Origin of the sequence: Brevundimonas sp. (assembly GCF_046295595.1) — a bacterium.
In the GTDB taxonomy this organism is placed as follows: Bacteria; Pseudomonadota; Alphaproteobacteria; order Caulobacterales; family Caulobacteraceae; genus Brevundimonas.
Map to the genome: position 1 here is coordinate 1 of NZ_JBKBMX010000032.1, position 13,591 is coordinate 13,591.

General features: G+C 67.5%; 8 protein-coding genes, 1 tRNA gene and 2 rRNA genes. All 11 read left to right on the forward strand.

Annotated features, from left to right (window positions below):
• Window positions 1–95: ribosomal RNA gene (locus tag ACK4JY_RS14565) — 23S ribosomal RNA — on the forward strand; the annotation flags it as partial.
• Window positions 96–177: 82 nt separating this feature from the next.
• Window positions 178–292, forward strand: a 5S ribosomal RNA gene (gene rrf / locus ACK4JY_RS14570).
• A gap of 77 nt (window positions 293–369) precedes the next feature.
• Window positions 370–446 (forward strand) — tRNA-Met (locus ACK4JY_RS14575).
• Window positions 447–741: 295 nt separating this feature from the next.
• Window positions 742–3,240 (forward strand): glycoside hydrolase family 3 protein, encoded by a 2,499-nt coding sequence (locus ACK4JY_RS14580; protein WP_409606830.1) that lies wholly within the window; start codon window positions 742–744, stop codon window positions 3,238–3,240.
• A 269-nt stretch (window positions 3,241–3,509) separates the two neighbouring features.
• The gene (locus tag ACK4JY_RS14585) at window positions 3,510–6,638 is read left to right on the forward strand and encodes a TonB-dependent receptor (protein WP_409606831.1); all 3,129 of its coding nucleotides are present in this window, start codon (window positions 3,510–3,512) and stop codon (window positions 6,636–6,638) included.
• A gap of 78 nt (window positions 6,639–6,716) precedes the next feature.
• A complete protein-coding gene (locus ACK4JY_RS14590) occupies window positions 6,717–8,234 on the forward strand; it encodes a tryptophan halogenase family protein (protein ID WP_409606832.1) in 1,518 nt (505 codons plus the stop codon).
• On the forward strand, window positions 8,231–9,775 hold the full coding sequence (locus ACK4JY_RS14595; RefSeq protein ID WP_409606833.1) for a tryptophan halogenase family protein: 1,545 nt from the start codon (window positions 8,231–8,233) through the stop codon (window positions 9,773–9,775). The genes ACK4JY_RS14590 and ACK4JY_RS14595 overlap by 4 nt, the downstream gene beginning before the upstream one ends.
• Window positions 9,776–9,873: 98 nt before the next feature.
• Window positions 9,874–10,893, forward strand: coding sequence for a LacI family DNA-binding transcriptional regulator (locus ACK4JY_RS14600; protein WP_409606834.1), 1,020 nt, complete (start codon window positions 9,874–9,876; stop codon window positions 10,891–10,893).
• The gene (locus ACK4JY_RS14605) at window positions 10,893–12,101 is read left to right on the forward strand and encodes an MFS transporter (RefSeq protein WP_409606837.1); all 1,209 of its coding nucleotides are present in this window, start codon (window positions 10,893–10,895) and stop codon (window positions 12,099–12,101) included. The genes ACK4JY_RS14600 and ACK4JY_RS14605 overlap by 1 nt, the downstream gene beginning before the upstream one ends.
• Window positions 12,102–12,197: 96 nt before the next feature.
• Window positions 12,198–12,569, forward strand: coding sequence for a BlaI/MecI/CopY family transcriptional regulator (locus tag ACK4JY_RS14610; RefSeq protein WP_409606835.1), 372 nt, complete (start codon window positions 12,198–12,200; stop codon window positions 12,567–12,569).
• Window positions 12,566–13,591: M56 family metallopeptidase (locus ACK4JY_RS14615; RefSeq protein WP_409606836.1), on the forward strand; the 1,026-nt coding region annotated here is incomplete at its 3' end. The genes ACK4JY_RS14610 and ACK4JY_RS14615, both read left to right, overlap by 4 nt.

A 13,591-nucleotide genomic window follows, 5' to 3' on the forward strand; every position in this document is an offset into this window, starting at 1 on the left:
AGGATCGTGGAAGACTACCACGTTGATAGGCCAGGTGTGGAAGTGGGGCGACCCATGAAGCTTACTGGTACTAATAATCCGATCGGCTTGATCGTTTCTCAGCAAAACTCATTCGATTTTCTCGGCTACTAGCCGGGCTGACAATGTCTTCTCACAATCGTCTATCCGCCTGGTTGACCTGGTGGCTATGTCGGAGGTTCCCCACCCGATCCCATTCCGAACTCGGTCGTTAAGCCCTCCAGAGCCGATGGTACTTCGTCTTAAGGCGCGGGAGAGTAGGTCGCCGCCGGGTCTACCAGACGGATAGATGATTGTATTACGGGCCGTCGCCCGCCTCTCGAACCGCTCTTCCCTTACACTACCGTTTGCCGCGGGATGGAGCAGCCCGGTAGCTCGTCAGGCTCATAACCTGAAGGTCGTAGGTTCAAATCCTACTCCCGCACCCAATATCATCGCAAAATCGCCGCCCCGGTTCGCCAGGGTGGCGATTTTGCGTTCTGGGCCCGGATCCCACAGGGGGGCGCCGGCGGGTCGTTGCAAACGATCCTTCCCGGACCATCCGGAGAGATGCCAGCGGCTGATTGTGAACGATCACAATTTGTGTTGTAGTGAGGTCAAGAGGCGGAGTTCTCGGAGGAGGAAACCAGGCTGAGGGGCCTGATCGGGGGAGCGCGACGAATACGTCCGCTGCCGTCGACGGCGTCATGCCACTCCGGATACCCGCCGTTGATGGAGAACAGGATGCGCAGTTCAGTCTCGACCATGGCTCTCGTGGTGTCTGCGGGCATCGCCCTCGCGGCCCCGGCATCAGCCCAGTCGATCGCCCCCGTTCCGGACGCGGCCACGGCCCGCGCTACAGCGGCCCTATGGCCCAGGGCGGCGTCGCCGTCCGCGATGAGCGATCCCGCCACGGAAGCCTTTGTCACCGAGTTGATGAGCCGGATGACCGTCGAGGAAAAGGTCGGCCAGACCATCCAGGCGGATATCGGTTCGATCCGCCCGGAAGACCTGCAGCAGTACCCGCTTGGGTCCATTCTCGCTGGGGGCAATTCTGGCCCCGGCGGCGAGGAGAGGGGAGACCCCCAAGGCTGGGTGGACCTGGCCAGGGCCTTCCGCGCCAGCGCCGCGGCGCGCCCCGGGGCCCGGGTGCCGCTGATCTTCGGCATCGACGCCGTGCATGGTCACAACAACGTCATCGGCGCGACGATCTTCCCGCACAACATCGGCCTCGGCGCGGCCCGCAATCCGGAGCTGATCGGGCAGATCGGCGAGGCCACCGCGCTGGAAGTTGCCGTCACGGGCGCCGACTGGACCTTCGGCCCGACCCTGGCCGTCCCTCGCGACGACCGCTGGGGCCGCGCCTATGAGGGCTATGCCGAGGACCCGGAAGTCCAGCGCGCCTACGCCGCGCCGCTGACGCTGGGCCTGCAGGGAACCCTCAGCCCCGACCGGCCGCTGGAGCCGGGCCGGATCGCCGGATCGGCCAAGCATTTTCTCGCCGACGGCGGCACGGACGGCGGCCGGGACCAAGGCGATTTCACGGGGACGGAGCAGGAGCTGATCGACGTCCATCTCGGCGGCTATGTGCAGGCGATCGACGCCGGCGTCCTGTCGGTGATGGCCAGCTTCTCTGGCTGGAACGGCGTGAAACACACCGGCAATCCGACGCTGTTGACCGATGTGCTGCGCGGCCCGCTGGGTTTCGACGGCTTCGTGGTGTCCGACTGGAACGCGCATGGCCAGCTGCCCGGATGCTCGAACGAGAGCTGCGCCGCCGCCTTCAACGCCGGCATCGACATGTTCATGGCCCCGGACAGCTGGAAGCCCCTGTACGAGAACACGCTGGCCCAGGTCCGATCGGGCGAAATCTCCATGGCGCGGCTGGACGAGGCGGTGCGGCGCATCCTGAGGGCCAAGGTGAAGACCGGGGTGTTCCGCGAGGAGCGTCCGGTCGAGGGTCAGCTGCAGCACCTCGGTTCCCCCGCCCATCGGGCCCTGGCGCGTCAGGCCGTTCGGGAATCCCTCGTCCTGCTCAAGAATCAGGGTGGTGTTCTGCCGATCGCAGGCGACGCCCGCATCCTGGTCGCCGGCGCCGCGGCCGATGACATCGGGCAGGCCTCCGGCGGGTGGACCCTGAGCTGGCAGGGGACGGGCAATACGAACGCGCACTTCCCCCGCTCCCAATCCATCTGGGCGGGGCTGAACGAGGCGGTGACGGCCGCGGGCGGCTCGGCGACCTTGAGCCCGGACGGCGCCTTCGCCGAACGCCCGGACGTCGCAATCGTGGTGTTCGGAGAAACGCCCTATGCGGAGTTTCTCGGCGACCTGCGCACCGTGGATTTCGAACCGGAAGAGCCGCTGGCCATCCTGCGTCGGCTGAAGGCGGCCGGCATTCCGACGGTCTCGGTCTTCCTGTCCGGACGGCCGATGTGGGTCAATCCCGAGCTCAACGCCTCCGACGCCTTCGTCGCCGCCTGGCTGCCGGGGACGGAAGGCGGCGGGCTGGCCGATGTCCTCGTCGGTGATGCGGCCGGCGCTCCGCGACATGATTTCACAGGCGTCCTGTCGTTCAGCTGGCCCAAGGACGCGACGGGGGAGCCGCTGAACCGCGGTGAGCCGGGTTACGACCCGCTGTTCGCCTATGGCTACGGTCTCAGCTACGCGCGGACGTCCGAGGTGCCGATCCTGTCCGAGGAATCGGGGGTCAGCTCGGCTGCCGGCGGCGCGGACCAATATCTGGTCAACGGCCGCATCAGCCCGCCTTGGTCGCTGATCCTTGAGGATGCCGGCGGTCAGACCCGGCTGGGCGGGGAAGCCGCGGCTGAGAGTCCCCGAGGCCAGGTGTCCGTGCAGGCGGTTGACGACCTGGCCCAGGAAAGCGGACGACGGCTGACGTTCACCGGTCCGGCGCGCGCCATTATCTGGGGACCGCCGGTCGATCTGCGCCGCGAGGTGAACGGGGATCTTGCCCTCAGCTTCCGCTACCGCCTCGACAGCACGCCGGCCGGCACCCTGTCTCTGGGATTTGGGGGGGTGTCGCGAGATCTGACCAGCGAGCTGACGGCCGCCCCCCTGGGAGTTTGGCGGTCCCACAAGGTGCGGCTCTCCTGCTTCGCGGAGCCTCGGGCCGAGGCGGTGGAGACCCCGTTCGTCCTGACCAGCACCGGCGCGGCGACAGTGTCCATATCGGAAGTCCAGCTGCGACCGGATGTCGGAGCGGCGGACTGTCCGGCAGAGTAGCAACCGCTTGGACGCGGGCCGGTAAGTCAGAGCATTCATGGCCTCAAACAATACGTTGTGAACGCTCTCAACCTGTGCTTAGCTGACGATCAGAAGGCGGAGACCTTCGAGGTAGGAAACCCGGGAGAACGCCCTGTCTGGGGTGTTGAGCTTTAGCGCCACGCTGCTGTGGCGTTAAGCTGGCGGCCCACTGTCGGCCCGCTCCTGAATTCGCCTCGTCGGCCCGTCTTGAAACAAAGGTTTTGGGGACCTTGAGGGGGAGACGACCGATGAGAGTGAACCGGGCGATTTGGCTGGGCGCGTTGATGGCGAGCAGCGCGCTTGCCGGGCCGGTGCTGGCGCAGGATCCCGGCGACCAGGCGACCCAGATTGACGAGGTCATCGTCACCGGGATCCGGCGCTCGCAGGAACAGTCGATCGACATCAAGCGGGAGTCGACGGCGATCGTTGACGCCATCTCCGCCGAGGACATCGGCAAGCTGCCGGACGTCACCGTTGCCGACGCCCTTCAGCGCATCGCGGGCATCCAGGTGCAGCGCAACGCGGGCGAGGGTTCGACGGTCAACATCCGCGGCCTGCCGCAGGTGGTCACCCTGCTGAATGGCGAACAGTATCTCAGCGCGGGCAATCTCGGCACGGCCCAGCCCAATCTGAACGACGTGCCGTCGCAGCTGATGAGCTCCATCGTCGTCTTCAAGTCGATGGACCCGCGCAACGCCCTGTCCGGCATCTCGGGCACGATCGACCTGCGGACGCGCCGGCCGTTCGATTTCGACGATGGCACGACCATCGCCCTGACGCAGGAATACGCCACCGGCGAAGACACCCGCGAGGACGACTACCTGTTCAACGGTCTTCTCAACTGGCGAACGGACGGCTTCGGCGTGATGCTGTCGGGGGTCGTGAGCCAGTCGAACCTGGGCAATAACTATTCCGGCGTAAGCGGCGGCGTGTTCGGCAACAACGACTGGGGCGGCGCCGGCGACAACTGGATCGCGCCGCATGGCTATGACAGTTTCCGGCGCGTGGTCGAGCGCGACCGCTACAGCCTGAATGGCGCCTTGCAGTGGGATATCAGCGAGGGCCTGACGCTGACGGGCGAGGCCTTCCACACCAACCAGAAGGAATACAACCGCGCGGCGGGCCTCAACATCTCCAACCGCTGGAGTGCCCTGGGCTGGACCATTCCGACTGAGTTCGAGACCACAGGCGTCAACGGATCGAACGGACAGCCGTGGCTTGATGTGGAGGAATACGACCTAGACGTCTGGTGGCTAAACTCCTTCACGGTCAATCGCGTCACCGAGACCGAGTCGACCAACTACAACCTCGAGCTCGACTACGACAACGGCGGTCCGCTGCGCCTGTCAGCGCGGGCGATTCACGCCGACGCCTCCCTGCTGAGCATGAATGGCCAGGTGCAGGGCGATCTGTCGAACTGGCAGTACTCGCCCGACCGGCAGTTCACCCTGTTCCGCGACGCCAATGACCGCACGCGCGGCCCGTTCTATCCGGCCTCGATCGCGGCCCTCTATCCCGCCTCGCAGTATTCGAACGGCGTGGTCGGCTCCAACGGCGGCCGCTACATCAATCCAAACCCGCTCGGCATCGGCGAGGACCCGCTGGTCCATCTCGACATCGGCGGTTCCAACACAGTGTGGAGCCAGTTTGATCAGCCGATTTCGGGCGGTCTGGGCGCTGGAAACACGCTGACTGACTACATGGCCAACGTAGACAGCTACGCCGTCGCGGCCTTCTCATCAGAAGGCAATCAGCGCAACGACTCAACCCTCGACGTGGCGCGCGTGGACGGTTCGTATGATTTTGACGCCCCGCTCCTCGGCTTCATCACGCGGGTCGATTTCGGCGGGCGGCACTCGGATCGGGAGGTGGAGATCGAGAATTTCCACCTGTTCTCGGACTTCTACGCCGGCGAGGGCGCCACCGACCCGAACGGATGCTCGGCGCAGTGGAAGGCCATCGACGTGGTCATGAACCAGAACCAGTGCCAGGCGGGCGAGTTCGTTTCGAACCCCGCGTTCAACCCCCTGGCTCCGGTCGGCGCGACACCGGGCAACTGCGGCGATGGCGGCGCGGCGAACACGCCGACCTGCTTCCAGGGCTATACGGTCAACCGGCCGACCAGGCTGAACGAGCACAACAACGTCTACTTCCTCGACGACTACGGTTCGATCACCCGGGGCCTGCCCGGCGTCTGGGTCGCGGACCCGAGGGATTTCGACGACGTCACGGCCTTCCAGCAACGGGTGTTCGGCAGCGCCTATCCGGTCATCATCCCGGGAAACAGCTACTCGGTGCAGCTGGTGGAACAGAGCGTCTATCTGAACTCGGGCATCGCCTTTGCCTCTCTGACGGGCGACGTCGGCCTCAAGGTGATCCGGACCGAGATGGACGTGCGGCAAAACCTGACGGGAGAGACGCGCAACTACGGCGACACCAATCTGGACGTCGGCGACACCTTCTCCAGCCGCAGCTACTACGACTACCTCCCGTCGGTTAATTTGGCTTGGGATTTCAATGAGCGGTTGAGGCTGCGAGCGGCGTTCAACAAGACCATGATCCCGCTCGATCTGGGGAACTACGGGGGTGGGGTGACTATCCAGACAGCCGACTCGCTGGGGCCCACGCCTGAAGATCCGACGGCGCCGCCGGTCGGGGTCCGCCGCGTCACCGGGGCCAGCGCCAACGGCAACCCGGACCTCAATCCGTGGCGGTCGGACAACTACGACCTGAGCCTGGAGTACTATCTGGGCCGCGGCACCCTGTTCAACATCGCCCTGTTCAAGCTGAACATCGAAAGCTTCGTCACGCGCGCCACCGTCAACGATGGCGAATTCCCCGACCAGGACGGCGTCATCCGCCGCACCGTGCCGGTCAACCGTCCGGTTCAGGGCGACGGCGGTGAACTCCAGGGCGTGGAAATCGGAGCCAAGGTGGCGCTGAGCGACCTGCTGGCGGATGGCGGCCTGTGGTCGAACTTCGGCTTCGACGGCAGCTTCACCTTCTCCGACAGCTCGCAGAACGCATTGAACCTGTCGGGCGAGGACCTGCCGTTCCAGGACAACTCCAAATACCAGGTCAACGCCGCCGTCTGGTACCAGGACGACCGCCTGCAGGCTCGCGTGGCCTACAACTACCGCACGCCACGCCTGTCCTCGACGTTTGGCGCGATCCCGATCTATCAGGACACGGCCCAGTATGTGGACGTGAACGTCACCTATGACTTGACCGAGGACATCGCGCTGTATCTCAACGGTTCGAACGTGTTCGGCGAGATCGAGGAATACTATCTCGAGTTCGAGGAGGGCGCGGAGCAGTTCCATTCGCGCAACCAGTTCGAGCCGCGTTACTCCGTGGGCCTGCGCGCCCGGTTCTGATCTTCCTGAAGACCTCGCCGGCGGCGGAAACGTCGCCGGCGGCTTTTTTGGAAGGCGTTCAGGGTGCAGGCTGGCCGGATGGAAGCAGATTCCCGCATTCGCAGCGTGGTCATCGTCGGCGGGGGCACCGCCGGATGGATGACGGCGGCGGCGCTGGTGCAGCATGTCCGCGGCACGCCGATGCGGATCACGGTGGTCGAGTCCTCGGACATCGGCACCATCGGCGTCGGCGAGGCGACCATTCCGACGATCCGTCGCTTCTACGCCCAGCTGGGTATGAGCGACGCCGAGGTGATGCGGGCGACCGGCGCGACCTGCAAGCTGGGCATCCGCTTCTGCGACTGGTCCGGGCCGGGCTCGGACTTCATCCACCCGTTCGGCCTCTACGGTCAGGATCTGAACGGCGTCGGCTTCCACCACTACTGGCTGGCCGACCGGGCGCGTGGCCAGACCGCGCCCCTCGGCGCCTATTCGCTGAGCGCCGCCATGGCCGCGGCGGGGCGGTTCGTCACGCCCTCGCCGCGGCCGCCGTCCAGCCTGTCGGTGTTCGACTGGGCCCTGCATCTGGACGCGACGGCCTTCGCCCGGCATCTGCGTGCCTATGCCGAGGCGGGCGGCTGCGCGCGGATCGACGCCCGCATCAATGGCGTGGACCTGCGTCCGGACGACGGCTTCATCGACAGCGTCGTCCTCGACGACGGCCGCCGGGTCGAGGGCGACCTGTTCATCGACTGCTCCGGCTTCCGCGCCCTGCTGATCGGCGAGGCGTTGGCCGAACCCTATGAGGACTGGAGCCAGTGGCTGCTGTGCGACGCCGCCTTCGCGGTGCAGAGCGAGAACGCTCCAGGCGACCAGCCGGCGCCCTTCACCCGGGTCACCGCGCGGACTTCGGGCTGGCAATGGGGCATTCCGCTGCGACACCGCGCCGGTAACGGCATCGTCTTCTCCAGCCGCCACGTCACGGACGAACAGGCCCTCGCCGATCTGATGCCGAACCTGATGGGGCGGCCGCTGACCGAGCCGCGGCGGATCGGATTCCGCCCCGGACGCCGGGGCCGTGCCTGGGTCAGGAACTGCGTGTCGATCGGCCTGTCGTCGGGCTTCCTCGAGCCGCTGGAAAGCACCTCCATCGCCCTGATCGAGACGGCGATCGACCGGCTGAAAACACTCTTCCCCGATCGCCGCTTCGCCCAGCCCGTGCTGGACGAGTTCAACGACCAGACCGCGCGGGAGATGGAGCGGACCCGCGACTTCATCATCCTGCACTACCAGCTGAATGGCCGGGATGAACCGTTCTGGGCGGACTGCCGCGCCGTGACCCCGCCGGACACCCTGCAGCGCAAGCTCGATCTGTGGAAGGCGCGCGGCCAGTTTGTTCGCTATCGCTGGGAGATGTTCCACCCGGCCAGCTGGCTGGCCATCTATGACGGCTTCGGGGTCTGGCCGGAAGGGTATGATCCGGCCGTCGACGGCGTGGACGCCGGGCAGTTGTCAAAGAGCCTGGCCGCGATGCGGGATGCGGTGGCCGACGCCGTGGCCCGCGCGCCATCCCATGCCGATTTTCTCTCATCCCTCGAACCCCCGGTCGCCGCATGACGCCCCCCATCGAACCCGCCGGCCGCCGTCCGCTGAAGAAGGTGTGCATCGTCGGCGGCGGCACGGCCGGATGGATCGCGGCGGCGGTGATGGCCGAGCATTTCAAGGGCAAGCTGTTCGATATCGAACTGGTCGAGTCCGACGCCATCGGGACCATCGGCGTCGGGGAATCCACAGTGCCGCCGTTCCTGCAGCTGCTCGCCAAGCTCGGAATCAATGAGCAGGACTTCGTGCGCGAGGTCGGGGCCAGCTTCAAACTGGGCATCGATTTTCGCGACTGGTCGGAGAAGGGCGAACGCTATTTCCACCCCTTCGGGACCATCGGGGCGCCCGTCGGGCTCAGCGACTTCTACCAGGTGTGGCTGAAGGCGAAGCATCACGGCTACGCCGCCGGCCTGCAGGACTTCGCCCCGGCCAGCGTGATGGCGCGCGAGGGGCGGTTCACTTTGCCGTTCAAGGCGCCGAACACGCCGATCGCCGGCGCCAGCTACGCCCTGCACGTCGATGCGTCGCGCGTCGCGCGGTTTCTGCGCAATTTCGCCGAGGCCCGCGGCGTCAAACGGACCGAGGGCATGGTCGAAGACGTCGTGACCCGCGCGGACGGTTTCGTGGAGCGTCTGCGGCTGAAGGACGGGCGCTCCGTCGATGCGGATTTCTTCATCGACTGCTCCGGCTTCCGCGCCCTGTTGATCGGCAAGGCGCTGGGCGTCGAGCATGAGGACTGGTCCCACTGGCTGTTGTGCGATCGCGCCATCGCGGTGCAGACTGAGAATGTCGGTCCGCCGGCGCCCTACACCGTGGCCCATGCCCAAGATTTCGGCTGGCGCTGGCGGATTCCGCTGCAGCACCGGACGGGCAATGGCCACGTCTTCTGCAGCCGCTATCTGAGCGACGACGAGGCGACCGCCGTCCTGATGGCGCAGGTCGAGGGCGAGCCGGTCGCGCCCCCCATGCCGGTGGGGTTCAGGACCGGGGTGCGCAAACAGATCTGGAGCCGCAACGTCCTGTCGCTGGGCCTCGCCAGCGGTTTCATCGAGCCGCTCGAATCCACCGCCATCCACCTGATCTACCGCGGCATGGAGTTCTTCTTCCGCTATCTGCCGGATGCTGATTGCGACCGGCATCTGGCTGATGAGTACAACCGACGCATGATCGCGGACTATGAGGAAATCCGCGACTTCGTGATCCTGCACTATTGCACTACGCGGCGGGACGACACGGCCTTCTGGCGAGAATGCCGGACCATGGAGCCGCCGGCGTCGCTGCAGCGCAAGATCGAGCTGTTCAAGGTCAACGGTTCGCTGTCCGAAGGCCTGGACGAGCTGTTCCGCGATCCCAATTGGCAATCGGTGCTGGACGGCATGGGGGTGGCGCCGCGCAGCTGGCACCCCGTCGTTGACCGCCTCCCGTTCGCGCGTATCCCCGGCGAGCTGGAGGGCGCGCGGCAGGGGCTGATGCACCGGGTGTCGCGCCTGACCACCCATGCAGAGTTCCTCGACGCCCACTGCGCCGCCGAGCCGCCCGCGGTCCGCTCGGCCTGAGGACGGCGCTTGCCCGGGAACGGCCAAGCCTGACACAATGAGGTCCCTCCCGGGATCTGGAGACTGACCCTTTGCGCCGCGCCGTCACCATAAAACATGTGGCTGCCGAGGCGGGCGTCTCCCTGCAGACCGTGTCGCGAGTGATCAACAACGCCCCCAATGTCCGGCCGCAGGTGCAGGAGCGCGTGAACGAGGCGATCGCCCGCCTCGGCTATGTTCCCAGCATCGCGGCCCAGCGCATGGGCGGTTCGCGGTCCTATCTGCTGATGGCGCTGAACGATCGCGACCGGACCATCGACGCCTGGCGGTCGGGCGAGGGTACCGACTGGGTCGATCAGATGTTGCTGGGCGGGATGCTGAGGGCCGCGGAGTCCGGTTACCGGATGATCTTCGAACTGATCGACACTCATTCCTCCCAAGTCGAGCGGGAAGTCCAGGCCGCCCTGTCGGCCCTGCATCCGGACGGGGTGATCCTGACCCCGCCGCATTCCGACAACCCGCTGATCACCGAACTGCTGGTTCGTCAGGGGCTGCCCTTCGCACGCATCGGCTCGGCGACGCCGGGGCCGGGCTTCGCGATCTCGATGAACGAGGCCGGCGCGGCCGAGACGGCGACCGGCCATCTGCTGGATCTGGGCCATCGGCGCGTCGGCTTCATCACCGGAAGCGACGAATACGCCCTCAGCCAGGCCCGGCTGTCCGGCTATCGCTCGGCCCTGACCACGCGCGGCTTCGAGATCGACGAGGCGCTGATCGGGCGGGGCGATTTCACCTATGCCTCCGGCGACGCGGCCGCGGGGCGGATGCTGGCCCTGCCGGACCCGCCAACGGGAATCGTGGCCAGCAACGATCAGATGGCCCTGGCCGCCCTCGCCGTCGCCAAGGCGTCCGGTTTGATGGTCCCGACCGACCTGTCCATCGTCAGCTTCGACGATACGCCGATCGTGCGCTTCAGCCACCCGCCGCTCACGGCTGTCGTCCAGCCTATCGCCGCCATGACGGCGGCGGCGGCCGATCTTCTGATCCGCGCCAAGTCCAAGGCGGCCGACCTGCCGGAGCAGACCGTCGCGCCGTTTGGATTCGCCGTCCGGGCCTCGACCAGCCCGCCGCGCCGGTGATGGTCGCTCCGCCGACCGGGCGACGAAGACCCCGCCTCTGGTTGCTGTTTTACGCCCTGGCCTGGGGCGGAGGCGTGGTCGCCTATACGCCGCTGCTGACCCTGCTTCTGCCGATGCGGATCGCGGCTCTCGGGCTCGGCGACAAGGTCGGACTTCTGTCGCTGGCCGCCGTGGTCGGCGCCCTGACGGCCAGCGTCGCCAACATCGGCGCCGGCGCCCTGAGCGACCGGTTTTCCGGAGGGACGGGCGGTCGTCGGCCGTGGATTGTGGCGGGCGTCGTGGGCGCCGTCCTCGCCTATGGGCTGGTGGCCGTGGCCGACACACGGCTCGAGATTCTCGGCGCCGTCGCCCTGTTTCAACTGGGCGTCAATCTGATGCTGGCCCCCCTCTCGGCCCTGGCCGCCGACGAGGTTCCGGACTCCCAGAAGGGCCTTCTGGGAGGGCTGATGGGGGCCGCCTATCCGCTGGGCGCCCTGAGCGGCGTCGTCGTCATGGCCGCGTCGTCGCCGACCGCGAGGCTCGCCGTGACGGCCTTGCTGGTCGTCTTGCTGATGGCCCCCTTCCTGGCGGTATTCCGGGTAAGGGCCCCGCTGGTCTCGTCCCCGGTCGACCCCGCCGTCGTTCGGTCGAGGCGGAGGCGTGATCTCGTCGCCCTCTGGGGAGCCCGGCTGCTGGTCCAGATCGCCGGAGCCATCATGTTCGCCTACCTGCTCTACTATTTCGAGAGCGTCGAGGTTGGTGGCCGGGTGCTCGACGCCGACCGGATGGCGGTCCGGGTGGCCTGGCTTTGCGGCGTCGTCGCGGTCGTGACCGTCCCGCTGTCGGTCGCGCTGGGGCGATGGTCCGACCTCGCGGCCGCCCGCACGCCGTTCCTGCAGGCCTGCGCCGGGATGGCGGCGGCCGGCCTCGTGGTGATGGCGCTGTTCACGGACTGGACGGTGGCGATCTGGGGTTACGGCCTGTTCGCCGTCGGCAGCGCGATCTTTCTGGCCCTGCAGTCCACCTTCGCGATGCAGCTGCTGCCATCGCCCGGTCACAGGGGGCGAGACCTCGGCGTCCTCAATCTGACCAACACCCTGCCATCGATCCTCGGCCCGGGGCTGGCCTATGTCGTCCTGGGGTCCGGGGGGTTTCAGTCGCTGCTGCTGATCCTCGCCGGCCTCGCGGGGCTCGCGGCGCTGCTCATGGGGCTTGTGCGCGAGCGATAAGGGCCGGCCGAGGTGGGGAAATCCACCGCCTTAATCCCGCCCACTTTCGCTACAAGTGTAGCGCTACGTTTGTAGCGAACATCTAGTGGAACCGTCGTGATCGAATCCCTTCCCCGCCGCGAGCGAGATGCCTTCGAGGCGCTCTGCCGCCTCGAGACCGGTTCCACCAGCGGGGTGCGCGCCGCCATGGGCGGCGATCTCAGCGATTCCGCCGTCCGCACCCTGCTGGCCCGACTGGAGGCCAAGGGTCTGGTGGGCCGGTCCAGCGAGGCCGAGGGCGTGGTTTACCGCCCGCTTCAACGCCCCGAGACGATCGCCGCCGGAGCCCTGCGCCGGACCGTCGACACCTTTTTCGCCGGGTCGGCGGCCATGGCCGCCACGGCCCTGCTGGGACTGACGCAGCGTCTCAAGCCGGAGGAGCTGGAGGCGCTGGAACGCGCCATCGAGGAGGCGAGGGAGCGCGGATGACGGACGCCGGATTGATCGTCGAACTGCTGGCCAAGTCCAGCGTCATCGCCGGAGCGGGCCTGGTGCTGGCCGCGGCCCTGTCGGCGCGACCCGCCGTGGAGCGGGTGGACGTGCTGCGCGCGGCCGTCTGCATCCTGCTGGGGCTGCCGGTGATCATGGCGCTCGCGCCGGGTCTGGAGCTCGCGCTTCTGCCCGCGGCGGCGGCCGAGGTCGCGCCGTCGACCCCGGTCTGGCAAGGCGCCGTCGGCCCCGTCGCCGGCCTGTCGGTTTCGGGAACGATCCGCCCGCTGTCGCTGATCGATATCATGATCGGCGCATGGGTCATCGGCGCCGTGGCGGTGTTCGGACGTTTCGTTCTCGGGGTGCTGACCCTGCGGCGCTGGACGCGGTCGGGCCGGCCGGTCACCGAGGCAGCCTGGACGGCGCCGCTCGAGTATCTGCCTCGCCGGGGCCGGCCGCGCGTCATCGGTTCGCAAGCCGTCGAGTCTCCGCTGAGCTGGGGCCTTGCGCCCGGCGTCGTTCTGATCGGGGAGACCTGCCTCGCAAAGCCCCAGACCGCGGCCGCGGTCATGGCCCATGAGCTGGCCCATATCCGCCGCGGCGACTGGCTGTTCCTCGCCCTGTCCCGCCTCGCGCTCGCCGTGTTCTGGTTCAATCCGCTGGTCTGGCTGCTGCACGCCACGCTGGTCGGCCGGACCGAAGACGCCGCCGACGCCGCGGCGATCGTCGCCATGGATCGCCGGACCTACGCCCGCGCCCTCGTCGGCCTCGCCGCCGACTTCCGACAGCCCGCCGCCGTCGGCATGGCGGGCGACGCCCAATCCCTGACCAGAAGGATAGACCGCATCATGAACGCCCGCCCCGCCACCGCCCGTCGACCCGTCGTCATGGCCCTGACCATCGGGGCCCTGATCGCCATCGCCACGCCGATCGCCGCCGTGGAGATCACCCAGGTTCCGCCGCCGCCGCCGCCGAGCGCGCCGCCGCCTCCGCCGGCGCCCCCCGCGCCGCCAGCGCCGCCG